This is a genomic window from Amycolatopsis sp. VS8301801F10 (genome assembly GCF_046195355.1).
In the GTDB taxonomy this organism is placed as follows: Bacteria; Actinomycetota; Actinomycetes; order Mycobacteriales; family Pseudonocardiaceae; genus Amycolatopsis.
Genome location: NZ_CP176065.1, coordinates 8,528,836 through 8,552,308, shown reverse-complemented (window position 1 = coordinate 8,552,308; position 23,473 = coordinate 8,528,836). Strand labels below are relative to the sequence as shown.

The window sequence follows — 23,473 nt, the reverse complement described above, 5'->3', positions numbered from 1 at the left end:
CGAAGCGGCGAGGCCCTTCTTCATTCCCCGGAAAGCTCGTCGGTCGCGGCCCGGCCCGCTTCGGCGGTGCGGCGCAGGAATCCGGCGATCAGCAGGAGTTCGTCCTCGGTGTACCCGGCGCACAGGTCGTCCATCGCCGAGCTCATCCCGCTGTACGCGCGGAACAGCTCCTGCGTGCGTCCCGGCACCGCGCGCACGGTGACCGCGCGCCGGTCGGCCGCGTCGGGATCCCGTTCGCGCACCACCCATCCGCCGCGCTGCAGCCGGTCGAGGATGCCGGTCACGGTCGCCGGGTGCAGGCCCGCCCGGCGGGCGAGCGCGCTCGGGCTCAGCGGTCCGGCCGACGAGATCAGTTCGAGGCAGTCGAGGTCGACGTCCTTGAGCTTCAGCCGTCCGCCGACCTGGTGGTTCAGCAGCGACAGCTGATTGCGCAGTTCCCGCAGGGACTCCTTGAGAGTCACCGTGGTGCGCCGCCTGCGCCGCGCCGTCTCCGTCCCGGATGCTCCGGACGCCATCTGCTCCGCCCTCCCGTTTCTCGCCGGTCAGCGTAGCCGGGTCAGGCGGCGGCGAGCAGCGCTTCCCCGGCCGGGGTCAGCACCGCGGGCACCGGCTGGCCGAGCGGCCCCGGTTCCGCGGCGCGCAGCAGACCGGCGCGCGCCAGCGCGTGCGCGGTGAACTGGTCGCTGCACGGCAGGCCGTCCACGAACAAATCCGGTTCGCAGCTGCAGGTCAGCCGTCCGCGCCCGGCGGCGACGGCACGCAGCATCGCGATCCCGCGGCGGGTGACGGTGGTGGTCATGGCTGCCTCCTCGAAGGTCGCTCTCACCGATACGTCGGACGAGCCGCCCGGATTTCGACCTAACCTGGCGAGGAAAGCAGACCGGAAGAAGGCGGGAGCCCCATGCTGATCGACGACCTGCACACCGTCTTGCCGGACGACCGGATCGTGCGGGACCCCGACGTGCTGCGCGGCTACGCGCACGACGAAGCGGAATGGGCCCCGTACGGCGAACCGGCGGTCCTGGTCCGCCCGCGCACCGCGGACGAAGTGCAGGCGACCGTGCGGCAATGCCTCAAACACGGCACGCCGGTGGTGCCGCGCGGCGCGGGGACCGGGCTGTCCGGCGGGGCGAACGCGCTGTCCGGCTGCGTCGTGCTGGCAACCGACCGGATGACCGCGATCAAGGAAATCGACCCGGTGGAACGGCTCGCCGTGGTCGAACCGGGCGTGGTCAACGACGATCTGCGCGCGGCCTGTGCCGAACACGGGTTGTGGTATCCGCCGGACCCGGCCAGTTCGCCGTGGTCGACCATCGGCGGCAACGTCGCGACCAACGCGGGCGGCGTGTGCTGCGTGAAGTACGGCGTGACCCGCGACTACGTGCTCGGGCTGCAAGTCGTGACCGGCACCGGCGAACTCGTCCGGCTCGGCCGCCGCACCGCGAAGGGCGTGGCCGGGTACGACCTCGCCGGGCTGATGGTCGGGTCGGAGGGGACGCTCGGCGTCATCACCGAAATCACCGTGCGGCTGCGGGCGAAGCGCGCTCCGGAGGCGACCGTCGCCGGGTACTTCGACTCGACGGTCGCGGCGGGGGAGGCGGCCGCGGCGATCCGCGCGGCCGGGATCGTCCCGTCGGCGCTCGAGCTGGTGGACCGGCATTGCCTGGCCGCGGTGGACGCGTGGAAGAACATGGGCTTGTCCGCCGACGCGAACGTGGTGCTGCTCGGCCGCAGCGACGTGCCGGGCGGGCACGAGGCCGCGGTGATGGTGGAGTGCTTCGAGAAGGCGGGCGCGACCTGGGCCGCGCAATCGACCGACGAGGCCGAGGCGGACGCGTTGTTCGCCGCCCGGCGGCTGGCCTACCCGGCGCTCGAACGGCTCGGCCCGGTGCTCACCGAGGACGTCTGCGTTCCGACGCATGTGGTGCCGGAAATGCTCGCCCGGATCGACGCGGCGGCGGAACGGCACAATACGCAAATCGCCAATATTGCCCATATCGGCGACGGAAATCTGCATCCGCTGCTGATCACGCCGGCCGGGGACGACGCCGCGGAGCGCCGCGCGCAGGCCGCGTTCGACGACATCGTCGCCGACGCGCTCGAACTCGGCGGGACGGTCACCGGCGAGCACGGCGTCGGCCTGCTGAAGCGGCCCGGCCTCGAAAAAGAGCTGGGACCAGCGGTTCTCGGCCTGCACCACGCGGTCAAGAACGCCCTCGACCCGCACGGGATCCTCAATCCGGGAAAGGTCGTGGCAGGTCCCGTCCCAAGGTGATTCAGGGGCGGAGTAAATAGTCCACAAAGGATAGTCACGCGTTTGTGACCCTTGTCTCCCCATCGTTTTCCGGCATTGATTGCCTGCCGCAACCAACTTGCTTAGCCTAGCTAAGGGAAGCGGCTGGGAGAGGGGTTTTCGACAGTGGCGGAGCGCAGGACGTATTCGATCGCGGAACTCGGTCCGCGGTACAAGTGGATCGCGCTGTCCAACACGACGCTCGGGATGCTGATCGCGACGATCAACTCCTCCATCGTGCTGATCGCGCTGCCCGACATCTTCAAGGGCATCGGCATCAACCCGCTGGAGCCGTCGAACACGAGCTACCTGCTGTGGATGATCATGGGCTTCCTCGTGGTCACCGCGGTGCTGGTGGTGGCGTTCGGCAGGCTCGGCGACATGTACGGCCGGGCCAGGATGTACAACCTCGGCTTCGCCGTGTTCACCGTTTCCTCGATCATGCTGGCGATCACCTGGTTCGACGGCGACGCGGCCGCGCTGTGGCTGATCGGCTGGCGGATCGTGCAGGGCGTCGGCGGCGCGTTCCTGATGGCGAACTCGTCGGCCATCCTCACCGACGCCTTCCCGGCCAACCAGCGCGGCCTCGCGCTCGGCATGAACGGCGTCGCGGCCATCGCGGGCTCGTTCCTCGGCCTGGTCGTCGGCGGCGTGCTCGCGCCGGTGAACTGGAACCTGATTTTCCTGGTGTCGGTGCCGTTCGGCGTGATCGGCACGGTGTGGGCGTACGTCAAACTGCACGACACCGGCGTCCGCCAGCACGCGAAAATGGACTGGTGGGGCAACATCACCTTCGCGGTCGGCCTCATCGCGGTGCTGGTGGGGATCACCTACGGAATCCAGCCGTACGGCACGTCGCAGACCGGCTGGGGCAGCCCGATGGTGCTGTCCTGCCTGATCGGCGGGGCCGCGGTGCTGATCGCGTTCGTGGTGATCGAGACGAAGGTGCCGAACCCGCTGTTCCGGCTGTCGCTGTTCCGGATCCGCTCGTTCAGCTGGGGCAACCTGGCGAACCTGACGGCGTCGCTCGGCCGCGGCGGGCTGCAGTTCGTGCTGATCATCTGGCTGCAGGGAATCTGGTTGCCGCAGCACGGTTTCACGTTCGAGCAGACGCCGCTGTGGGCCGGGATCTACATGCTGCCGCTGACCATCGGCTTCCTGGTGGCCGCGCCGACGTCCGGCATCCTGTCCGACCGGATCGGCAGCCGCGCGCTCGCCTCCGGCGGCCTGGTGCTCACCGCGCTCACATTCCTGTTGCTGACGCTGCTGCCGGTGAACTTCGACTACTGGGCGTTCGCCGGGATCCTGCTGCTCAACGGCATCGGCATGGGCATGTTCTCCTCGCCCAACCGCGCCGAGGTGATGAACAGCCTGCCCGCCGACGCGCGAGGTTCCGGCGCGGGCATGATGACGACCTTCCAGAACGCGGCGATGGTGCTGTCGATCGGTTTCTTCTTCAGCCTGATCATCGCCGGCCTGTCGGATCACCTGCCGGTCGCGATGTCGCAGGGCCTGACCCAGCACGGCGTCCCCGAGGCGGCCGCGAACCAGGTCGCGCACCTGCCGGCGGTCGCGGTGCTGTTCGCGGCGTTCCTCGGATACAACCCGATCCAGGAGCTGCTGGGCGGCCAGCTCGCGCACCTGCCCGCGGACCAGGCGAGCTTCCTGACCGGCCGCAGCTTCTTCCCGAACCTGATCTCGGGCCCGTTCCAGGACGGCCTCGCGGTGGCGTTCGGCTTCGCGATCGCGGTGTGCCTGATCGGTGCGGTGGCGTCGCTGCTGACGAAGGACCGGAAGAAGGCGTCGGAGTCGGTAGGGGAGGAACTGGCCGCGGTGGCCGGGGAATCCGGTAGCGGGCCTAGCGAGCTGGTTGCTCCGCAGAGCGATCGGTAGCGGGCCATGGTGTCGTGAGTGCTAATCGCGGTTCTAACCGGGATTGCCACTCACGAGGCCCTCCGCACCAGCCACGCCGTCCCGAGCGCCCCCACCGCTCCTACGCTGATCGCCAAGAACCCCAGGCGGAATGCCGTGTCCACATCCGGCAACCGCCCCGCGATCAGTACCGCGAACACCGCGCCCCCGAGAGATCCGCCCACCCGCAGCAGGATCGTCACCTGCGCGGCAGCGTCCGGAAGCCGAGCCGGTTCAACGGTCTTGTACGCCGCGATCCCCATCGGCATGCTCACCAAAGCCACCGAAGCCCCGAACCCGGCCAGCAAAACCTGCACCAAAACCCCCGGCGCATCGACCGGCAGGAACACGAACGGCACCGTGCTCGCCACCGCCAGCACCGCGCCCGCCAAAGCAACCGGTGCGGCGCCGTACCGATCCACCGCTCGCCCGGTCATCGGCGCGGTCGCCGCCGTGGCACCGGCGAAGCCGAGCAAACTCAAGCCAGTGTCAACGAAATCCAGGTGCCGACCCAGCTGGAAGTACAGCGTTACGACGATCCCGCTGCCGAAGATCAGCGCGCCGTTGAAGGCCGCGGCCAGGCTCGCCGCGCGGTAAAGGCGGTTGCGGTACAGGGAAAAGTCCAGCAACGGATGCGGAACCCGACGGCACCGCGCCACGAACCAAGCCAGCAAAACGAGACCCGGCAACAGGATCGGCCAGTCGAGCCGTCCGGTGTCGCCCCACGTCGTGACGGTGTACAGGACCAGCGGCAACCCGGCGGCGATCAACGCCAGCCCGGCCCAATCGATCCTGCCGGTGACCTCTCGGGAGCCGCGCGGCACGTACCGGAGGCCGAGGAACAAGCCGACCGCTCCGATCGGCAGGTTGATCAGGAACAGCCACGGCCACGAAAGACCGTGCAGGATCAGGCCTCCGGCAAGCGGGCCGAGCGCGGGCGCGACGCTCACCGCGATCCCGAGCGTCGCCATCACCCGGCCCAGCCGTTCCGCGCCGACCTGTTGTCCCAGAACGGTTTGCCCGGCCGGGATCAGGATGCCGCCCGCCAAACCTTGCAGGAAGCGGAAAGCGATGAGCAGCACGACGTCCGGCGCGACCGCGCACAATCCCGACGCCACGGTGAACCCGGCCAGCGCGACCAGCCACACGCGGCCGGCGCCGAAGCGTCGGGCCAGCCAGCCGGTCAACGGAAGCGAGAGGGCGAGCGCGAGCAGGTAACCGCTCGCCACCCATTGCGTCACCGAGAGATCCGCGCCAAGGTCGCTGCTGATCGAGTCGAGGCCGATCGTCACGACGGACGCGTCGAGCCCGCTCGCGAACGCGCCGAACACGATGATCCAGCAGATCCGCCAAGTCGCGCGGTCGATCGGGGCGGCGGTGGCGGTGGTCACCGCGAGACCCGTAGGGTGCGCAGCGCGGTCGACCAGTCGACAAGTTCCCCCAGCATCCGCGTCAGGATGCCTTCGTGGTGGTCGGCGGGGGCGAAGGTACCGGGCTCGGCCAGGTCCGGAATGACGAAGTCGGTGAACAAACCCAGCGCGACCTGCGAGCGCACGCAGGCGACCTTCACCTCGGCGAGGGTGAGCCTCAGGTGTTCCACCGCGCGCGTGCCGCCGTTGGTTCCGTAGCTGACGAAACCGGCGGCCTTGTCGGCCCATTCGGAAAACAGGAAGTCGATGGCGTTCTTGAGCGCCGCGGGCATGGAGTGGTTGTACTCGGGGGTCACGAAAACGAAGCCGTCGAAGCTGTCGACGAGCTGTGCCCAGCGCTGCGTGTGCTCGTTGCGGTAGCCGCCGATCGCGGCGGGCATCGGCTCGTCCAGGAAGGGCAGGTCGATCTCGGCGAGGTCGAGCACCCGCACCTCGGCCCGGTCGCCGAGGAAGGCGGCGGCGCGGTCGCGGGTCCATTCGGCGACCTGCGTGGCCCGGCGGCCGGGACGGGTGCTTCCGGAGATGACGGCGATGCGAAGCGGTGAAGTCATGTCCCGAAGGTACAACGGCCGTTGTAGTTTTTGCAACGGTCGTTGTACTTCGGCATACTGAGCCAGTGCGGACGGACAAACAACGCGCTCTGCTCGACGGCGCCCTGCGGGTTTTCGCCCGGGACGGCTACTCGCGCGCCAGCATCGACGTGCTCGCGGCCGAGGCGGGCGTGTCCTCGCGGACGATCTACAACCACTACGGCGACAAAGCCGGACTGTTCCGCGCGGTGATCCTGGACAGCTCGGACCGGGTTGCGCAGCGGCAGATCGCGGTCGCCGACAAACTGCTCGGCCGGATCGTCGACCTGGAGGCCGACCTCGTGGAATTCGGCCTCCAGTGGGCGAAACGCGACCCGGAAACCGAACCGCACTGGGCGCTGGTGCGGCAGATTCAGGCCGACCTGGACCACATCGACCCGGAGACGGTCGCGGCCTGGAAGGAACGCGGCCCGACCCGGGTGCGGCTCGCGCTGGCCGGGCATCTGCGCAGGCTCGCCGCGGAAGGGCACCTGGAACTGGAAGACCCGTCGCTGGCCGCGGTGCACCTCGTCCAGCTCACCGCGGGCAGCGCCGCGGCGGCCGAGCCGGGGGAGGACTGGGAAACGGTGATCCGGTCCGGCGTGGGCGTTTTCCTGCGCGCTTACGCCCGGCCCTCGTGAGTGGCGATCCCGGTTCTAACCGCGATCGCCGCTCACGAGACCCAGCCCACCCGGATGCTTGACGGCCCCCGGCGAGGAGCCGGACCTCAGAAGCCGTAGGTGGCTCGCTCGATCCTGACCGGCTTGGCCGGGAGCCCGTCGAGCGGACCGCGTTCGCTCGGGATGATCCCGGCCGCCACGATCCGGTCCAGGACGTCCATGCCGCGCACCACCTTGCCGAGCACCGAATAGTTCGCCGGGATGTGCGCGAACGAGTGCACGATGAAGAATTCCGACCCGTTCGTGCCCGGGCCCTGGTTGCCCATCGCGACGGTGCCGCGTTCGTAGGTCTCCGCGCCGGTGACCTCGTCCGGGAATTTGTAGCCCGGGCCGCCCTTTTCGACCTCGTAGATGTCGCCGCACTGCAGGACGCCGAGGCGCGCGGAGTTCGTCAGCCGCCAGCACTGCGAGCGGTCGTAGAAACGCTGCAGCACCAGGCTGGCCATGTTCGCGACGGCGCACGGGGCGGCCCCGGCGCGGTCGAGCCGCACGGTGACCGGGCCGTAGTTGTAGTGGAAGGTGACGTCGACCGTTCCGCGGGTGAGCGCGAACGGCAGCGGGCGCAGCACGGGACGCGCCGCCGGGTTGTCCGGCGTCGGGGTGAAGGTGCAGCGCACCACTGGCGGCTTCATCGAGGGGGCAGCTCCGGCCGGGCTCGCGGTGCACAGGGAAAGACCGGCGATGACGGCGGCCGCGAGCGCGGCCCAGCGTGGCTTCATGGGCCCGGAAACTAGCGAAAGCGCGGTCCGGGCGCCAGGGCTTACTTGCGCCAGGCGGTGCGGCTCTTGCGCAGGTCGAGCAGCAGGAGCAGGACGATGAACGCGGCGAGTCCGACGAGCCACACGTTCTCGGTGTTGTTCTCGTGGTTGCCCTTGATCATCACGAGCAGGATGGCCGCGGACACCCAGCCGGCGATGCGGGTGGCCTTCGGGAACGAGCCGTGCCAGCCCCATTCCGCCGACGGCTCGTCGCGCGGGTCGACCTCGGGGCGCTTCTCGACCGCCTTGCCTGCCACGACCACTCCTTCACACCGCCTGACATTGTGCCCTCGCATGATCCCACACCGCTGGCCGCCGCACGGACACGACCCGGGCCATAATGCTTGCTGATGACTACTTCGCGAAGCGTCCTCGTGCTGGGTTCCACCGGGTCGATCGGGACCCAGGCGCTCGACGTCGCCGCACGTAACCCGCAGTTGTTCACGATCGCCGGCCTCGCCGCCGGCGGTTCCGATCCGGCGGCGCTCGCCGAGCAGGCGATCGCGCACGAAGTAGCGGCCATCGCCGTGACGAAGCCCACGGCGGTCGAAGACGTGCAGCTCGCGCTGTATGCCGAGGCGCAGCGCCGGGGGTACTCCCAGGGCGAGTTCCGGCTCCCGCGCATTCTCGCCGGAGCGGACGCGGTGGCCGAGCTGATCGATTCGGTCCCGGTCGACGTCGTGCTCAACGGGCTGCCCGGGTCCCAAGGCCTCGACCCGACGCTGCGCGCGCTCGCCACCGGCGCGACGCTCGCGCTGGCCAACAAGGAATCCCTCATCGCCGGCGGTCCGCTGGTGCTCGCCGCGGCGAAGCCGGGACAGCTGGTGCCGGTCGACTCCGAGCATTCGGCGATGGCGCAGGCGCTGCGGTCCGGCGACGGCAACGAGGTCGCACGGCTCGTGCTCACCGCGTCCGGCGGCCCGTTCCGCGGGAAGAAGCGCGAGGACCTCGGCGAGGTCACCGTCGAGCAGGCGATGGCGCATCCGACGTGGTCGATGGGCCGGTTGGTCACCATCAACTCGGCGACGCTGGTGAACAAGGGCCTGGAGCTGATCGAGGCGTCGCTGCTGTTCGGCGTCGAACCGGCCCGGATCGACGTCACGGTGCACCCGCAGTCGATCGTGCACTCGATGGTCACCTTCGCCGACGGCTCCACGATCGCCCAGGCGAGCCCGCCGGACATGCGGCTGCCGATCGCGCTCGCGCTGAACTGGCCGCACCGCGTGCCCGGCGCAGCAGCCGCGTGTTCCTGGGACACGGCGGCGAGCTGGACCTTCGAGCCGGTCGACAACGAGGCGTTCCCGGCCGTCGAGCTGGCGCGCGAAGCGGGCACCGCGGGCGGGTGCCTTCCCGCGGTTTTCAACGCGGCGAACGAGGAATCGGTGGCCGCGTTCCTGGCGGGCAAGGCCAAGTTCCTGTCGATTGTGGACACTGTGGCGCAGGTGGTGTCCGACGCGGGCGAATGGCGGCGCGAACCCCGCGACGTCGCCGACGTGCTCGCCGCCGAGCAGTGGGCTCGCACGCGGGCCGCCGAGCTGCTGGGATGAGCGCGACCGGTGCGCGAAGCCGCGCCGGACGATGCAACACTGGTTTCACGCTGGCGGCGGATACTTGAACCCGAAACTTCCCGGGTGGTCTCACCGCCGGAAGCCGTGGAAGACGACGAAACCTGCCGCCACCGCCTCGCGGGTCGCGGCTGAGGGGTGAGGTGCTGGGCCCGTGCTTGCCTATGTGATCGGCGTGGTGCTTTTCGCGCTCGCGATCTGTGTTTCGGTCGCGTTGCACGAAGCGGGCCACATGGTCACCGCCCGGATGTTCGGGATGCGGGTCCGCCGGTACTTCGTCGGCTTCGGCCCGACGGTGTTCTCCTTCCGGCGCGGCGAGACCGAGTACGGCCTCAAGGCGATCCCGCTCGGCGGCTTCTGCGACATCGCGGGCATGACCGCGCTCGACGAGGTCACGCCCGAAGAGGCGCCGCGCGCGATGTGGCGGTTCAAGGCCTGGAAGCGGACCGTCGTGATGTCGGCCGGTTCCATTACGCACTTCCTGCTCGGCTTCGTCGTGCTGTATGCGATGGCGGCCACGATGGGCCTGCCGAACGTCGACCAGAAGCCGATCGTCTCCACCATCTCCGACTGCGTGCGCGGCGGCACCACGGTCGCGCAGGTCAACAACCCGGTCTGCCAGCCCGGCGACCCGGCCCCGGCGAAGAAGGCGGGCCTGCTGCCCGGCGACGTCGTGGTCTCGGTGGCCGGCAAGCCGACGCCGACCTGGGACGCGATGGTGGCCCAGGTCAAGGCGGTCTCCGGGCCGGTCCCGGTGGTCGTCGAGCGCGGCGGGGCGCAGCAGACGTTCGTCGTGGACGTGCCGAAGGTGACCCGTCCGGCCGCGAACGGCGGCACCGAATCGGTGGGCGCGGTCGGCGTCGGGGTCGCGCGGAGCATCCAGTACAGCGCGGTCGGCGCGTTCGGCGGCGCGGCGGCGTTCACCGGCGACATGTTCGCCCGCACGTGGGACGGGCTGATGGCCTTCCCGAAGCGCATCCCGGCGGTCTTCAACTCGATCTTCGGCGGCGAACGCGACCCGGACACCCCGGTCAGCGTCGTCGGCGCGAGCCGGCTCGGCGGCGAGGCGGTCGAGGCCGGGCTCTGGCAGGTCTTCCTGCTGCTGCTGGCCAGCCTGAACTTCTTCATCGGCGTGTTCAACCTGCTGCCGCTGCTGCCGATGGACGGCGGGCACATCGCGATCGTCTGGTACGAGCGGGTGCGCGACTGGCTGCGCGGCCTGCGCGGCAAGCCCGCGGGCGGCCCGGTCGACTACACCAAGCTGTCCGCGATCACGATGGTGCTGGTGGTGATCGGCGGCGGCGTCACGCTGCTCACCGTCACGGCGGACATCGTCAACCCGATCCGCCTGCAGTAACCGCGCGCACCGGCCGGGTCACGCACGCGTCCCCGGCCGCCCGACCGGGGGTAACGCTGCTCACCGCGTCGGCTGACTTCGTTGAACCGCGCCCGGGTGGGGTGGGTACGCTGGAAGCGTGACCGTCGCGTTAGGTATGCCCGCTCTGCCCCCGCCCGTTCTCGCCGAGCGTCGCAAGACCCGCCAGCTGATGGTGGGGTCGGTGGGAGTCGGCAGCGACCACCCGATCTCGGTGCAGTCGATGACCACGACGCTGACCTCCGACGTCAACGCCACCCTGCAGCAGATCGCCGAGCTGACCGCGGCCGGCTGCGACATCGTGCGCGTCGCGTGCCCGTCGGCCGACGACGCCGAGGCGCTGCCCGCGATCGCGAAGAAGTCGCAGATCCCGGTGATCGCCGACATCCACTTCCAGCCCAAGTACGTGTTCGCCGCGATCGAGGCAGGCTGTGCCGCGGTGCGGGTGAACCCGGGCAACATCCGCAAGTTCGACGACCAGGTCAAGGAGATCGCGCAGGCCGCGAAGGACCACGGCACGCCGATCCGGATCGGCGTCAACGCCGGGTCGCTCGACAAGCGGCTGCTGGAGAAGTACGGCAAGGCCACCCCGGAAGCGCTCGCCGAATCGGCGATGTGGGAGGCCTCGCTGTTCGCCGAGCACGATTTCCACGACATCAAGATCTCGGTCAAGCACAACGACCCGGTCGTGATGGTGCGCGCCTACGAGATCCTCGCCGAACAGTGCGACTACCCGCTGCACCTCGGCGTCACCGAGGCCGGGCCCGCGTTCCAGGGCACGATCAAGTCCGCCGTCGCGTTCGGCGCGCTGCTGCGCCAGGGCATCGGCGACACCATCCGGGTGTCGCTGTCCGCGCCGCCGGTGGAGGAGGTCAAGGTCGGCACGCAGATCCTGCAGTCGCTGAACCTGCGGCCGCGGAAGCTGGAGATCGTGTCGTGCCCGTCGTGCGGACGCGCGCAGGTGGACGTCTACACGCTCGCCGACCAGGTCACCGCCGGGCTGGAGGGGATGGAAATCCCGCTGCGCGTCGCGGTGATGGGCTGCGTGGTGAACGGCCCCGGCGAGGCGCGCGAGGCCGACCTCGGCGTCGCGTCCGGCAACGGCAAGGGCCAGATCTTCGTGAAGGGCGAGGTCATCAAGACCGTGCCGGAGCACGCGATCGTGGAGACCCTGATCGAAGAGGCCATGCGCATCGCCGAGGAATCCGGCGAATCGATCGGCGAGGGCACGCCGAGCGTCACCGTCGGCTGAGTTTTTCTTCGCGGAAAGGGCTTCTCGGCTTGCGGTCGAGTAGCCCTTTTCTTTTGGGCCGAAGCCGTGTGCCAGGCGGCGATCGAAGCGGAGGACCCGTTCACGGACGCTAGTCGGCCGCCTCGGTTCTGAAAGCGATCTCGAAGACGACGCCGCGTTCGTGTGTCCGCCAGGACCAGTGCAGGCTCCTCGCTTTCGTACCGCTTAGGAAGAGCCGCGTGCCCAACTCCACGGACGCGGGGGCCGGGGCTCTTCACCCGGCCACCTCAGCCGCGCAGGTGGTGTTGCGCCGCCTCGCGGATCTGGATCCGGACGTTCTCCAGCGAAGCCGCGACCTCGTCGATCTGCCGGATCGCGATCTGCACCGAACCCTGGATCGCGGTCGCGGTGCCGGTTTCGCCGAGCAGGCCGAGGACCTGGGCCTGCAGGTCTTCCAGCTCGCCCTTGGTGGCGAGCGCGATTCCGGTCGGCACCTGGTCGGCCAGCAGTTCGAGCTGCTGCGCCTGTTCCTGGATCGTCATCGGGGCTTCTCCTCGTCGTGGGGACCGCTCTCCCGTGGTAGCAGAATCCGCCCGCTTCCGGGCTAGCCTGGTCGCGTGAGTCACAGCTGGGCCGTCCGTCCGCCGCATCCGGTGCTGCGGGGCCTGGTCACGCGGTACGTCGGCTACGCGCAGGAGAACGTCACCCTCGAGGTGCACCGCGGGTTGCCGTCGCGGCATCTCACGCTCGTGATCAGCCTCGAGGAGCCGATCCGGTACGCCGGGCTGGCCGGGGCCGGAGCGCTGCGGAGCGTGGTCGGCGGCCTGCACACCGAACCCGCGCTGATCACGCAGGATCGCGTGCAGCGCGGGGTGCAGCTGGAGCTGGATCCGCTCGGCGCGCGGACGCTGCTGGGTGTCACGGCCGCCGAGCTGACCGGCCGGGTGACCGACCTCGCCGACTTCGGCGGCGACCTCGCCCGGCTTCCGGACCGGCTCGCCGAGGCAGGCGATTGGCGCACCCGGTTCGCGATTCTCGACGAGGTACTGGCCGCGCGGGCGGTCGAGCCCGCCGAGCAGCCGCCGGAACTGGACCGGGCGTGGCACGAACTGCGCCGCAGCGGCGGACAGGTGCGGGTTAGCGAACTGGCGCGCGAGGTCGGCTGGAGCCGACGGCACCTGGGAGAGCGGTTCCGCGCCGAACTGGGCCTGCCCCCGAAACAGGCGGCGCGCGTGCTGCGCTTCGAACGCGCGGTCCGGCTGCTGCGGACCGGGCACCGCGATCTGGCTGGGATCGCTTACGCCGCCGGGTATTACGACCAGGCGCACTTCTCGAACGAGTGGCGCGCGCTGGCCGGGTGCTCGCCGCGGACGTGGATGGCCGAGGAACTCCCAGCATTGGGATATCAAGCCGACGATGACGATCCCGCTTGACCGCCGCTGCTGAGCGAACGCCGAAGGGACGCCGCAGCTCAGGGCAGGAGTGCCTCCGGCGAGAACGAGGTGCTGGACGAGCCGGGCCAGCAATCCTCAGGCATCGCCGATCTGCGCAGCGTCTGGCGTTCTCCCCGCAGAGCTCCCGTTTCTCCAAGACGAGACGAAGCTCGCCACCACAGAATCAGTGGCATGACTCCACCACCGACAGTCTGGCCAGCCTTCCGCTACGACGACGCCCGCGGCGCGATCCGTTTCCTCACCGACGTTCTCGGCTTCGAAGAAACCCTCGTGGTCCCGGGAGAAAACGGCGTCGCGCACGCCGAACTCCGTTGGCCGGAAGGAGGTGCCGTGATGCTGGGCAGCTGCGGCGGCCCCGCCGACGGCGTGCACGACGACATGAAACCCGGTGCCAGCGCGGTGTACGTGGTCTCGGACCGGGTCGACGAGATTTACGCGCGCGTGCGCGAAGCCGGTGCCGAGATCAGCCTGGAGCTGCACGACACCGGCTACGGCTCGCACACGTTCACCGTCCGCGATCCCGAAGGGAATGCTTGGACGATCGGGACTTACCGGGGCGCTCAGCCTTCGGGGTAGAAGACGAACAGCGTGCAGCCGGTCTCCGTCGCGGGGACATGCCACGACCCGGCCGGGGCGTGGATGAACGTGCCCGCCGGGTAGTCGCGGGCGCCGTCGTTGAAGGTGCCGGACACGACGAAAACTTCTTCGGGACCCGGTTCGTGCACGTCGCGCTCCGGCCACGTGCTGCCGGGATCGAACTCGACCACGTTGGCGTGCGCGCCGTTTTCGCCTTTCCACAGCGGGCGGAGGCGGATGCCGGGGAACAGGGCCTTCACCGGGGCTTCGTCGACCGGGACCGACGTGTAGCCCGGCTGAGCAAGGATTTCGGAATGCATGGGTCCCAGCTTGGCTCCCCGTGCGCGCGCGGGACAGTGTCAGGAAAGACGTCATAGGGTACTTTCTTGCCATGCATCGCGTGGTCGCTCTGGTCCGGCCGGTGCAGTCGACGTTCGAACTCGGCTGCGGCGCCGAAGTGTTCGGCACACCGCGGGACGGCGTGCCCCAGTACTACGAATTCGACGTGTGCACCGAGAATCCCGGCCCGGTGCCGACCTCGGCCGGGTATTCGATGCACGTCTCCCACGGGCTATCCAGGCTCGCCACGGCCGACACCGTGCTGATCCCCGGCTGGCTGCCGGTCGAGACGCCGCTGTCTCCGAAGGTGCGCCGGGCTTTGCTGAACGCGCACAAACGCGGCGCCCGGCTGGTCACGATCTGCTCGGGCGTTTTCGCGCTCGCTCAGACCGGGCTGCTGGACGGAAGATCGGCGACCACGCACTGGGCGCGAGCCGAGCAGCTGCGACGCGATTTCCCGGCAGTGCGCGTGGAACCGGACGTGCTCTACGTGGACCACGGCGACGTCGCCACGAGCGCGGGCGCGGGTGCGGGCATCGACCTGTGCCTGCACCTGGTCCGCCAGGATCACGGAGCGGCGCACGCGGCCCTCGTCTCGCGGCACATGGTGATGCCGACGCACCGCGAGGGCGGGCAGGTGCAGTACGCGCCGCCGCAAGCGTCCGCGGACGCGCTGGACGGCCTGCTCGATTGGGCGGGGGAGCGGCTGGACACGCCGTTGTCGGTCGAGGATTTGGCTGCCTACCTGCGGGTCTCCCCGCGGACGTTGGCCCGCCGGTTCGCGGATCAGCTGGGGACGAGTCCGGGCGCGTGGCTGCTGTCGAGGAGGGTGGCCGAGGCGCGGCGGTTGCTGGAGGAGACCGATCTGCCGGTGGACGCGATCGCGACGCGGGTCGGCCTGGTGTCGGCGGTGAATTTGCGCCGCCGGTTCCGCGCGCGGGTGGGGACGACTCCGGGGGCGTATCGGCGGGCCTTCCGCTTGCGGTGATCGGCGCGCACCGGCAGGGAGGTCCGGTACGCGCCGATCGACCGGGTTACGCGGTGGTGGTTTGCACCGCCACCGCGGGGCCGACGCCGGTTCCGGTGACGGCGGCGATGGTGAACGTGTACGCGGTGCCGGGCTTCAACCCGTCCACCACGCGGGTCAGGCCCTTCTGCGTGGGCTGGCTGACGATCGTGTCGCGTCCGGTGACCTCGATGGTGCGGCCGTCGGACACGGTGATCCGGTAGCCGATCACCGGGGTGGACCCGGTTTCCTTCGGCGGCGTCCAGCGGATGCTCGCCGCGTCGGTGCTCGGCAGCGCCTTCGCCCCGGTCGGGACGGCCGCGAGCTGGGTGCCCGGCTGCGCGACGGTGACCGGTGCCGACGGCAGCGACGGCAGGCCGATCCCGTACCGGTTCCGTGCGGCGACCGTGACCGTGTACGTCTGGCCATCGGTCAGCTTCGGGATCACCGTGTACCCGGTGCGCGCGAAGTCCTTGGCAGACACCGAAGTCGTCACGCTGTGCTTGCCGTCCGAAGCGGTCAGCACGTAGTCCTGCACCGGTGCGCCGTTTTCCGCGACCGTCGGGTTCCAGGTCGCGTACAGCTGCCCGGACACCGAGAAGGTGCCGATCCGCGTCGGGGCCTGCGGAGCGGACGCGCCGTCGATCCGGCGGTTCAGCACCGAACGATGGCCCGGTTCGATCCCCGCGTTGTCCACAATGGACTTAGGTGCGGCGGCCGGGTTGTTCAGCAGGTGGTTGCCGGACGTGATGACGCCCTTCTTGTTGCCGTCCGGATCGCCCTGTTCCCAGTAGTTGCCGGAGATGACGGTCGGGTCGTTGTTGCCGAGCGAATCGCGGTAGTCGACGTGCGTGGAGGCGACGTTGGCGTACGCCGCGTGGTAAAGCACGTTGCCGGAAACGGTTTCGTAGGTGCATCCGTTGTCGGTGTAGACCGATTTCCCGAGTCCCCACTGGTCGTAGATGACGTTCCCGGTCACCTTCTCGCCCTCGGCCTGCGACGGGCCGGTGATGCCCTGGGTGTAGATGCCGCCGCCGTCGTCCAGCGAAAGCATGTAGTCGTGGATCAGGTTGTTCGACACCACGTTGTTGCGCGAAACGTTCGGCGTCGCGGGCTGCTTGATCTTGTCCGGCCAGCCGCCCCAGCCCATCGAAATGCCGGAGTACGCGACGTGGTCGATCTGGTTGTGCGACACGACATTGTCCTGCGAATACCCGTTGACGATCGGGACCCCGCCGGTGAATTCGCGCGGCATGCCGTACAGATGGTTGTTGGTCACCTTGACCCGCGCGGTCAGGTCCGCGCCCGCCGCGTCCGGCTTGCTGACCCCGCCGATTTCGACGCCGTTGCCGGAGATGTCGGTGAACACGCTGTCGGACACGGTGCTGTCCTGCGCGCCTTCGCCGAGGTCGAGCCCGGCCGCGCCGAGGTGTGCGAAGACGGTGTCGGTGAACTCGATCCGGTGCCCGTGCGACATCGAGACGTTGCCGGGTTCCTTCGTCCAGTCCGCGTACGGGCAGGTGCCGCCGGGCGTGAACTGGCACAGCCCCTGCGTGGCCCAGCCGCGTTCGCCGGTGATCCGGTAGCCGGCCTGGATTTCGGAGAAGCCTTCCGGCGACGACGGTTCCAGCCAGGTCGCGTAGGAGAACTGGATGCCGCGGAACGAGATGTCGTGGATCGGCGCTTCGGCGGTGCCGCGGCCGTCCACCAGCTTCTCCAGCGCGGGCATCTCGACGTCGGCCCAGTGCAGGTTCTCGCCCTTGCGCGGCAGGTAGTACACGGTGCGCGCGGAGCGGTCGAGGTACCACTCGCCAGGGGTGTCCAGCAGCTCGAACGCATTCTCCACATAGGACGGCTGGCGTCCGTTGGTGAGATCCCCGGGGCCGACCATGTTGACCGAACGGCCGGGGATGTCGGCGAACATCACGCGCCGGGTCGAGTTGTCCCAGCACGGCTGCGCCATGGTGATCGTCGTGCCCTGCGCCGAGGCGATCGGGCAGCGCGGCTCGGTCCACTGGCCGAGGCCGTTGCGCTCGACGTTCCACAGCTCCTCGCCGCTGGTGTACACCAGTTCGAGGTCGCTCGGGTTCCGCCAGTGCGCCATGGTGTCCGCGGAGGCGGTGTATCCGGTGTCGGTCGCCTTCACGCTGACCGGGAGCCGGCCGGACGCCCGCTGCGCGCGGACACCGTCGACGTACAGCTGGCGGGTGTTGTCCAGCCCGGCGGGCGCGGGCGCGGAGTAAAGCCCCGGCCGCCCGGCGACCGGACGCCAGCCGGTGACCTGCTTGCCGCCGCTGACCACGGTGCCCGGCGAGCCCTGCCAGACGACCCGGTGGCCGTTCGTGCCGGAATCGGCCGCGTCGAGTTGCAGCGGTTTGTCGAGCCGGTAGGTGCCGGAGGCGACGTGCACGGTCAGGTCGGAATTCAGGTGCGCGGCGCGTTGCCGGACCAGCTGCTGGGCGCGGGGGAGCGTGCGCACCGGCGACCAGGCGGCCCCGGACCCGGAGTCGTTGCCCCACGGCGAGACGTACACGTCCTGGCTGCCCGGCCACGCCGCGGCCGCGCCGGCGGGCAGCAGCGCGGTCGCCGCCACCACCGCCGCGGCCAACCCGAGGGAGCGCGCTGGTCTGAGCTTCATCCGGGACCTCCGTGTTCGCCAGTGAACGACGCGAGCCTGCGCCGCAAGAAAGATAGGATCTATTGTCGACCGTGTCGAGAGGTCGCGAGCGAATATTCCCGGCATTCACGGTGGTGAACAGGGGTGGTCCGGTCGGCGGGTTCCGTCCCGGTTAGCGGGCATTGATCCGATGAATCATTGCTGACCCCGGTTCGGCGCGCGTACAACGAAGCGATCCCCGGGAGAGGTGGTCGCGATGAAGCGAAGTCGGATCGGTGTGCTGGCCGCGGCGGCAGCGGTGCTCTTCGGATCGCTGGCCGGAACGGCCGCGGCGGACAGCCAGTCGGTCGAGTCCTGGACGCCGGTGGCGAGAACGCCGCCGATGGGCTGGAGCAGCTGGAGCGCGCTGCGCCGGAAGTTCACCGAAGAGACGATCAAGGCGCAGGCCGACGTCATGCACGACCAGCTCGCCAAGTACGGCTACCGGTACCTCAACATCGACGCGGGCTGGAACGACCACGTCGACGAGTTCGGCCGGGTCGCGGCGGACCCGAAGAAGTTCCCGAACGGCGTCGCCTCGCTGGCCAGGTACCTGCACCAGCGCGGCCTGAAATTCGGCATCTACCTGGTGCCCGGCGTTCCGGCGCAAGCGGTCGCGGCCGATTCGCCGATCGAGGGCACGCCGTACCGCGTGCACGACATCGTCATGCCCGGCGCGGGCAACACCGCGGACGACAAATCCGCGAAACTCGACTTCGGCAAGCCCGGCGCGGCCGCGTACGTCCGCTCGCAGGCGCGGCAGCTGGCGTCGTGGGGCGTCGACTACATCAAAATGGACTTCGTCGGCCCCGGCGGCGGAAAGATCCCCGCGGACAACCGCGAGGACATCCGGCAATGGCACGCGGCGATCCAGGCCACCGGCCGCCCGATCCACTTGGAACTGTCCAATTCGCTCAGCATCGCCGAGGCCGCGACCTGGCAGCGCTACAGCAACGGCTGGCGGATCGAGGGCGACATCGAGTGCTACTCGCACTGCGTCGGCCTGACGAACTGGGATGTCCGCGTCAAACTGCGCTTCGCCGACGCTCCCAAGTGGACGCAATTCGCGGGTCCGGGCCACTGGAACGACCTGGACTCGATCGAGGTCGGCAACGGCGAAGCGAACGGCATCACCCCGGACGAACGGCAGAGCGTCATGACGCTGTGGGCGATCGAAGCCTCGCCGCTGCTGCTCGGCACCGACCTGACCAAACTCGACCCGGACGACCTGAAACTGCTCACCAACCGCGAGGTGCTGGCTGTCGACCAGGCAGGACGGCCGGCGCGTCCGGTCTCGCAGGCGACCCAGCAGCAGGTGTGGTTCAGTCCCGACGGCCACGGCGGCGTGACGGTCGCGCTGTTCAACCTGGGTTCGACGGAAGCCCCGGTGACCGCGTCCTGGGCGGACCTGGGGCTGCACGGCCCGACGGCAGTGCGGGACCTGTGGACGCATCGGAACCTGGGCGTGAGCCGGGACAGCTTCACCGCGACGCTGGCGCCGCACGCTTCGCGGCTGCTGCATTTGGTTCCGCGGCACCACTGAGCCCAACGTCCGTGAGGGAGCCCTTCACGGACTCTGATTCCCCCAGGGTTCCCTTCACGGACCGCTGGGGAGAAGCTCCGGAGGCGCCCGGGCGGGGTGCCTCCGGAGCGCTTCGGCGTGCGCGCACCCGGTCCGGGCACGGTCGGTGGCGAGGCTCGCCGGGGCGCCGCCGTTCGGGTGCGAGGGCTGTTCATCTCAGCGTGTCGGCCGGCTCGCGTTCCGTTCACCCGGTTCATCTGGCACTCTGGACCCCGTGTTGCGGCTTGCAGGTGCACGGCTGCTCGACGATCGGGACTATCCGGCGGTGCGCGCTGCACTCGCCGCCGACCCGGTGGGCAGCTGCATGGTCAGCGCCCGGGTCGAGGCGGCCGGTCTCGACCCGTGGCGGCTCGGTGGCGAGCTGTGGGCGGCCGATTCCCGTCCGGTGCGCGCCGGACGGCTCACCGGGCTGTGCTTCGCCGGGCCCAACCTGATCCCGTTGCGCGGCAACGCTTCGGCGCTGCGGTCGTTCGCCGACCGGGCTCTGCGCCGCCAGCGCACCTGCTCCTCGCTCGTCGGTCCGGCGCCGCAGGTGCTCGGGCTCTGGGACGAGCTGTCGGCGGAATGGGGACCGGCCCGCGAAGTGCGCGGCGACCAGCCGCTGATGGCGCTGGAAGGCGACCCGCTGGTGCCCGCCGATCCGCAGGTCCGGACCGTCCGCCCGCACGAACTGGACCGCTACCTGCCCGCGGCCGTGGCGATGTTCATCGAGGAGGTCGGCGTCGACCCGCGCGCCGGCGACGGCGGGGCCAGCTACCGCGCCCGGGTCAGCGAGCTGATCTCCACCGGCCGCGCGTTCGCCCGGTTCGAGGACGGCGAGGTCGTGTTCAAGGCCGAGATCGGCTCGATGTCCGCGCGGGTCGGCCAGATCCAGGGCGTGTGGGTGCACCCGGACCGGCGCGGCAGCGGGCTCGGCACCGCTGGCACGGCGGCGGTGGTGAATCGCCTGGTCCACGGCCTCGGCCGGACCGCGAGCCTGTACGTGAACGGGTTCAACGCGCCCGCGCTCGCGGCGTACCGGCGGATCGGGTTCCAGCAGGTCGGCCAGTACGCGACGGTGCTGTTCTGAGCTGGCTGCGCCGCGGCCGGACGAGGTCGTAGGCTGGGGACATGTCCGTTCGCGCCCCGTTGAAGCCCGGTGTCCAGACGCCGCGCCGTGCCGTCCCCGCCGAAATCGCCCGCCCCGAGTACGTGGACCGGCCGGCGCCGAAACGGGACACCGGCAACGGAGTGCGCACGCCCGAGGTCATCGAGGCGATGCGGGTCGCGTCGAAGATCGCCGCGCAGGCGCTCGAAGAAGGCGGCAAGGCGGTCAAGCCGGGCGCGACCACCGACGACATCGACAAGGTCGTGCACGAGTTCCTGCTCGACCACCACGCGTACCCGTCCACGCTCGGCTACCGCGGCTACCCGAAGTCGTGCTGCACCTCGCTGAACGAGGTGATCTGCCACGGCATCCCGGACTCGACGGTGATCGAGGACGGCGACATCTGCAACATCGACGTGACCGCCTACATCGGCGGCGTGCACGGCGACACCAACGCGACCTTCCTCGCCGGCGACGTCTCCGAGGAGGTGCGCCTGCTGGTCGAGCGCACCCGCGAGGCGACCGCACGCGCGATCAAGGCGGTCCGCCCCGGCCGTCAGCTCAACGTGATCGGCCGGGTGATCGAGGCGTACGCGAAGCGCTTCGGCTACGGCGTGGTCCGCGACTTCACCGGCCACGGCGTCGGCCCGGCCTTCCACACCGCGCCGACGGTGCTGCACTACGAGGAGCCCTCGGTGCAGACGCTGATCGAGGAGGGCATGACCTTCACGATCGAGCCGATGATCACGCTCGGCACCATCGACTACGACCTGTGGGACGACGACTGGACGGTCACCACGAAGGACAAGAAGTGGACCGCCCAGTTCGAGCACACCCTCGTGGTGACGGCTGACGGCGCGGAGATCCTGACGCTGCCGTAGGGGGTGTCGTGAGTGTTGATCCCGGTTCTAACCGGGATAAGCACTCACGAGGCCCGAACCGGCTCTGCCGCTCACAACTCCTCGGCCCGCGCGATCAGCTCGTCCAGGAACCCGGCCGCCTCGGCGGCCGCCCGGTCGGCGTCGCGGGCTTCGATCGCGTTCACCAGCTCCCGGTGCCGGATCTCCTCCGCGTGCTCCGGATTGTCCGAAGTGGACGCCACGCTCGCGGTGATGGCTTCCATCAGTCCGCGGTACAGCTCCAGCAGCAGCCCGTTGTGCCCGCAGCGGACCACGACCTGGTGGAATTCCGCGTCGCTGCGGGCGAAATCGTCGAGGCGGCCTTCGTCCCAGTCGGTGTCGCGCCGGTTGAGCAGGACCCGCAGCTCGGCCAGGTCCTCGTCGGTGCGCGCGGTCGCGGCCAGCCGGGCGCCCTCGACCTCCAGCAGCCGCCGGACGTGCAGCACCTCGCGCAGTTCCGTCCCGCACAGGCGGCGGATCGCGCCGGACACTTCGCTCGTCGCGCGCACGTACGTGCCGTCGCCCTGGCGGACTTCCAAGATCCCGGTGTGCGCCAGCGCGCGCACGGCCTCGCGGACCGTGTTGCGCCCGACGCCCAGCTGCGCGGACAGCTCCGGCTCGGTCGGGATCCGGTGCCCGATCGGCCATTCTCCGGCGGTGACCGCTTCGCGCAGCTGCTCGATGACTTGGTCGACGAGTCCGGCGCGGCGGGTGGTGGCCAACGGCACAGCCTGATCCCTTCATCCAATCATCCTATGTATGGAATAGTAGCGCACATGCCCGCCGATTCCCCCGATTCCGCAGCCGTGTCCACCGCCACCTATTCCGACCGGCTCGAGCTCGAGCTGGAAGGCAGCCTCGAGGAGGAGGTGCCCGCCGGTCGCCGGCCGGGCGTGGTGGCAGGCGGCGTGCTGCTGGCGATCGCGGTGGTGCTGACGGCGATGAACCTGCGGCCGGCGATCACGAGCGTCGGCCCGCTGCTCGCGGAAATGCGCGGCACCCTCGGCGCGTCCGCGGTGTGGGCGAGCATCCTCACGACCCTGCCCGGCCTGTGCTTCGCCGGGGCCGGCCTGGCCGCGCCCGTGCTGTCGCGCCGTCTGGGCATCGGACCGGCGATCGGCCTGGCGCTGACCGTGCTGACCGCGGGCCTGGTGGTGCGGGTGCTCGACGGACCGTACGTAGTGCTCGGCGGCACGCTCGTCGCCACCGCCGGGATCGCGCTGGTCAACGTGCTGATCCCGGTGGTCATCAAGGATTCGTTCCCGGCCCGCGTCGGGCTCATGACCGGCGTCTACACCGCGGCGCTGCAGGGCGGCGGCGCGGCGGGTTCCGCGCTGAGCCCGCCGCTGGAATCGGCCCTCGGCGGCTGGCGGGCCGCGCTCGGCAGCTGGGGCGTGCTGTCGGCGATCGCGCTGGTCGCGTGGCTGCTCGCGGCGCGCGGGACCGGCCGTCCGCCGCGTCCGGCCGCGGGTTCGGCTCCCGCCCGGTCGCTGATGCGCAGCCCGCTGGCGTGGATCGTCACGATCTTCTTCGGCCTGCAGTCGTTCATCGCCTACGTCGTGATGGGCTGGCTGCCGCAGGTGTTCATCGACGCGGGCGTGAGCAAGGCCGACGCAGGCCTGCTGCTCGGCCTGATCTCGGTGATCGCGGTGCCGATCAGCCTGGTGATCCCGCCGATCGCGGCGCGGCAGAAGAGCCAGAGCCCGTGGATCGTCGGAATGGGCGTCTTCGGCGCGGCCGGGATGCTTGGTTTGGTCATCGCGCCCGGGTTCTCGCCGCTGCTGTGGAGCCTCCTGCTCGGCATCGGGATGAGCGTGTTCTCGCTGGCCCTGACGGTGATCGCGCTGCGAGCCCGCACCGGAGCCGAAACGGCGCGGCTGTCGGGAATGGCGCAGGGCTTCGGCTACCTGCTGGCGGCGGTGGGCCCGTTCGTCTTCGGCCTGCTGCACGACGCGACGGGCAGCTGGACGGTGTCGCTGATCGTGCTGCTGGTGGTGATGGTGACGCAGATGGTCTTCGGCGCACTGTCCGGGCGGCGGCGCTTCGTCTGACGAGGTTTCGT

At 70.0% G+C, this 23,473-nt stretch carries 23 protein-coding genes; 13 read left to right on the top strand and 10 right to left on the bottom strand.

Features of this window, described 5'->3' with window-relative positions; genetic code table 11:
• Positions 1-20 precede the first annotated feature (20 nt).
• Together F9C11_RS39165 and F9C11_RS39160 are read right to left on the bottom strand one after the other, a co-directional pair.
• Positions 21-515 carry a MarR family transcriptional regulator gene (locus F9C11_RS39165; protein WP_409182374.1) on the bottom strand — a complete coding sequence of 165 codons (495 nt, stop codon included), beginning with the start codon at positions 513-515 and terminating at the stop codon, positions 21-23.
• 41 nt (positions 516-556) lie between these two features.
• Positions 557-799: a hypothetical protein gene (locus tag F9C11_RS39160; protein WP_409182373.1), complete on the bottom strand. Its 243-nt coding sequence runs from the start codon at positions 797-799 to the stop codon at positions 557-559.
• A gap of 102 nt (positions 800-901) precedes the next feature.
• On the opposite strand from F9C11_RS39160, the gene F9C11_RS39155 reads away from it, so the two are divergent.
• Both F9C11_RS39155 and F9C11_RS39150 read left to right on the top strand, forming a co-directional pair.
• Complete coding sequence (locus tag F9C11_RS39155; RefSeq protein WP_409182372.1) at positions 902-2,275, top strand: FAD-binding oxidoreductase; 1,374 nt, start codon at positions 902-904, stop codon at positions 2,273-2,275.
• A gap of 144 nt (positions 2,276-2,419) precedes the next feature.
• On the top strand, positions 2,420-4,186 hold the full coding sequence (locus F9C11_RS39150) for an MFS transporter (RefSeq protein ID WP_409182371.1): 1,767 nt from the start codon (positions 2,420-2,422) through the stop codon (positions 4,184-4,186).
• Between the two features lie 50 nt (positions 4,187-4,236).
• On the opposite strand, the gene F9C11_RS39145 is transcribed toward F9C11_RS39150, so the two are convergent.
• A complete protein-coding gene (locus F9C11_RS39145) occupies positions 4,237-5,595 on the bottom strand; it encodes a DHA2 family efflux MFS transporter permease subunit (RefSeq protein WP_409182370.1) in 1,359 nt (452 codons plus the stop codon).
• Positions 5,592-6,185 carry an NADPH-dependent FMN reductase gene (locus F9C11_RS39140; protein ID WP_409182369.1) on the bottom strand — a complete coding sequence of 198 codons (594 nt, stop codon included), beginning with the start codon at positions 6,183-6,185 and terminating at the stop codon, positions 5,592-5,594. Before F9C11_RS39140 ends, F9C11_RS39145 begins: the two co-directional genes overlap by 4 nt.
• Positions 6,186-6,250: 65 nt before the next feature.
• On the opposite strand from F9C11_RS39140, the gene F9C11_RS39135 reads away from it, so the two are divergent.
• Positions 6,251-6,844 (top strand): TetR/AcrR family transcriptional regulator, encoded by a 594-nt coding sequence (locus tag F9C11_RS39135; RefSeq protein WP_409182368.1) that lies wholly within the window; start codon positions 6,251-6,253, stop codon positions 6,842-6,844.
• An 86-nt stretch (positions 6,845-6,930) separates the two neighbouring features.
• On the opposite strand, the gene F9C11_RS39130 is transcribed toward F9C11_RS39135, so the two are convergent.
• Together F9C11_RS39130 and F9C11_RS39125 are read right to left on the bottom strand one after the other, a co-directional pair.
• Positions 6,931-7,602, bottom strand: coding sequence for a peptidylprolyl isomerase (locus tag F9C11_RS39130; protein WP_409182367.1), 672 nt, complete (start codon positions 7,600-7,602; stop codon positions 6,931-6,933).
• A gap of 41 nt (positions 7,603-7,643) precedes the next feature.
• Positions 7,644-7,898, bottom strand: coding sequence for a DUF2631 domain-containing protein (locus F9C11_RS39125; RefSeq protein ID WP_237598549.1), 255 nt, complete (start codon positions 7,896-7,898; stop codon positions 7,644-7,646).
• Positions 7,899-7,991: 93 nt separating this feature from the next.
• Here F9C11_RS39125 and dxr point away from each other — a divergent pair, with 93 nt between their 5' ends.
• The 3 genes from dxr to ispG all read left to right on the top strand — a co-directional run bounded on the left by dxr (position 7,992) and on the right by ispG (position 11,833).
• The gene (gene dxr / locus F9C11_RS39120) at positions 7,992-9,188 is read left to right on the top strand and encodes a 1-deoxy-D-xylulose-5-phosphate reductoisomerase (RefSeq protein ID WP_409182366.1); all 1,197 of its coding nucleotides are present in this window, start codon (positions 7,992-7,994) and stop codon (positions 9,186-9,188) included.
• 172 nt (positions 9,189-9,360) lie between these two features.
• A complete protein-coding gene (locus tag F9C11_RS39115) occupies positions 9,361-10,563 on the top strand; it encodes a M50 family metallopeptidase (RefSeq protein ID WP_409182365.1) in 1,203 nt (400 codons plus the stop codon).
• 118 nt (positions 10,564-10,681) lie between these two features.
• On the top strand, positions 10,682-11,833 hold the full coding sequence (ispG, locus tag F9C11_RS39110; RefSeq protein WP_409182364.1) for a flavodoxin-dependent (E)-4-hydroxy-3-methylbut-2-enyl-diphosphate synthase: 1,152 nt from the start codon (positions 10,682-10,684) through the stop codon (positions 11,831-11,833).
• 266 nt (positions 11,834-12,099) lie between these two features.
• On the opposite strand, the gene F9C11_RS39105 is transcribed toward ispG, so the two are convergent.
• Positions 12,100-12,354, bottom strand: a complete 255-nt coding sequence (locus tag F9C11_RS39105) for a hypothetical protein (protein ID WP_009074603.1) — start codon at positions 12,352-12,354, stop codon at positions 12,100-12,102.
• A 75-nt stretch (positions 12,355-12,429) separates the two neighbouring features.
• Between F9C11_RS39105 and F9C11_RS39100 the strand changes: the two genes are divergently transcribed.
• On the top strand, positions 12,430-13,245 hold the full coding sequence (locus tag F9C11_RS39100) for a helix-turn-helix domain-containing protein (protein WP_409182363.1): 816 nt from the start codon (positions 12,430-12,432) through the stop codon (positions 13,243-13,245).
• 192 nt (positions 13,246-13,437) lie between these two features.
• Complete coding sequence (locus F9C11_RS39095; RefSeq protein WP_409182362.1) at positions 13,438-13,842, top strand: VOC family protein; 405 nt, start codon at positions 13,438-13,440, stop codon at positions 13,840-13,842.
• Here F9C11_RS39095 and F9C11_RS39090 read toward each other — a convergent pair.
• Complete coding sequence (locus F9C11_RS39090; RefSeq protein WP_409182361.1) at positions 13,827-14,162, bottom strand: cupin domain-containing protein; 336 nt, start codon at positions 14,160-14,162, stop codon at positions 13,827-13,829. The genes F9C11_RS39095 and F9C11_RS39090 overlap by 16 nt on opposite strands.
• Before the next feature lie 71 nt (positions 14,163-14,233).
• Between F9C11_RS39090 and F9C11_RS39085 the strand changes: the two genes are divergently transcribed.
• A complete protein-coding gene (locus F9C11_RS39085) occupies positions 14,234-15,169 on the top strand; it encodes a GlxA family transcriptional regulator (RefSeq protein WP_409182360.1) in 936 nt (311 codons plus the stop codon).
• 46 nt (positions 15,170-15,215) lie between these two features.
• On the opposite strand, the gene F9C11_RS39080 is transcribed toward F9C11_RS39085, so the two are convergent.
• Positions 15,216-17,825, bottom strand: coding sequence for a fibronectin type III domain-containing protein (locus F9C11_RS39080; protein WP_409182359.1), 2,610 nt, complete (start codon positions 17,823-17,825; stop codon positions 15,216-15,218).
• Positions 17,826-18,060: 235 nt separating this feature from the next.
• Between F9C11_RS39080 and F9C11_RS39075 the strand changes: the two genes are divergently transcribed.
• From F9C11_RS39075 to map, 3 genes are all read left to right on the top strand, one after another.
• Positions 18,061-19,386 carry a glycoside hydrolase family 27 protein gene (locus F9C11_RS39075; protein ID WP_409182358.1) on the top strand — a complete coding sequence of 442 codons (1,326 nt, stop codon included), beginning with the start codon at positions 18,061-18,063 and terminating at the stop codon, positions 19,384-19,386.
• Positions 19,387-19,639: 253 nt separating this feature from the next.
• Positions 19,640-20,494: a GNAT family N-acetyltransferase gene (locus F9C11_RS39070; RefSeq protein ID WP_409182357.1), complete on the top strand. Its 855-nt coding sequence runs from the start codon at positions 19,640-19,642 to the stop codon at positions 20,492-20,494.
• A gap of 41 nt (positions 20,495-20,535) precedes the next feature.
• Entirely contained in the window at positions 20,536-21,393 is an 858-nt protein-coding gene (gene map, locus F9C11_RS39065) for a type I methionyl aminopeptidase (RefSeq protein ID WP_409182356.1), read from the top strand.
• Positions 21,394-21,464: 71 nt separating this feature from the next.
• Here the strand turns inward: map and F9C11_RS39060 are convergent, their stop codons facing one another.
• On the bottom strand, positions 21,465-22,139 hold the full coding sequence (locus tag F9C11_RS39060; protein ID WP_409182355.1) for a FadR/GntR family transcriptional regulator: 675 nt from the start codon (positions 22,137-22,139) through the stop codon (positions 21,465-21,467).
• 48 nt (positions 22,140-22,187) lie between these two features.
• Here F9C11_RS39060 and F9C11_RS39055 point away from each other — a divergent pair, with 48 nt between their 5' ends.
• A complete protein-coding gene (locus F9C11_RS39055; protein ID WP_409182354.1) occupies positions 22,188-23,462 on the top strand; it encodes a CynX/NimT family MFS transporter in 1,275 nt (424 codons plus the stop codon).
• The last annotated feature ends 11 nt before the right edge of the window (positions 23,463-23,473 follow it).

Excerpts from the sequence above, each read along its gene's own strand:
- F9C11_RS39165 (WP_409182374.1), bottom strand. The coding sequence starts at position 515 with ATGGCGTCCGGAGCATCCGGGACGGAGACGGCGCGGCGCAGGCGGCGC.
- F9C11_RS39160 (WP_409182373.1), bottom strand. The coding sequence starts at position 799 with ATGACCACCACCGTCACCCGCCGCGGGATCGCGATGCTGCGTGCCGTC.
- F9C11_RS39155 (WP_409182372.1), top strand. The coding sequence starts at position 902 with ATGCTGATCGACGACCTGCACACCGTCTTGCCGGACGACCGGATCGTG.
- F9C11_RS39140 (WP_409182369.1), bottom strand. The coding sequence starts at position 6,185 with ATGACTTCACCGCTTCGCATCGCCGTCATCTCCGGAAGCACCCGTCCC.
- F9C11_RS39130 (WP_409182367.1), bottom strand. The coding sequence starts at position 7,602 with ATGAAGCCACGCTGGGCCGCGCTCGCGGCCGCCGTCATCGCCGGTCTT.
- dxr (WP_409182366.1), top strand. The coding sequence starts at position 7,992 with ATGACTACTTCGCGAAGCGTCCTCGTGCTGGGTTCCACCGGGTCGATC.
- F9C11_RS39105 (WP_009074603.1), bottom strand. The coding sequence starts at position 12,354 with ATGACGATCCAGGAACAGGCGCAGCAGCTCGAACTGCTGGCCGACCAG.
- F9C11_RS39095 (WP_409182362.1), top strand. The coding sequence starts at position 13,438 with ATGACTCCACCACCGACAGTCTGGCCAGCCTTCCGCTACGACGACGCC.
- F9C11_RS39090 (WP_409182361.1), bottom strand. The coding sequence starts at position 14,162 with ATGCATTCCGAAATCCTTGCTCAGCCGGGCTACACGTCGGTCCCGGTC.
- F9C11_RS39085 (WP_409182360.1), top strand. The coding sequence starts at position 14,234 with ATGCATCGCGTGGTCGCTCTGGTCCGGCCGGTGCAGTCGACGTTCGAA.
- F9C11_RS39080 (WP_409182359.1), bottom strand. The coding sequence starts at position 17,825 with ATGAAGCTCAGACCAGCGCGCTCCCTCGGGTTGGCCGCGGCGGTGGTG.
- F9C11_RS39075 (WP_409182358.1), top strand. The coding sequence starts at position 18,061 with ATGAAGCGAAGTCGGATCGGTGTGCTGGCCGCGGCGGCAGCGGTGCTC.
- map (WP_409182356.1), top strand. The coding sequence starts at position 20,536 with ATGTCCGTTCGCGCCCCGTTGAAGCCCGGTGTCCAGACGCCGCGCCGT.
- F9C11_RS39055 (WP_409182354.1), top strand. The coding sequence starts at position 22,188 with ATGCCCGCCGATTCCCCCGATTCCGCAGCCGTGTCCACCGCCACCTAT.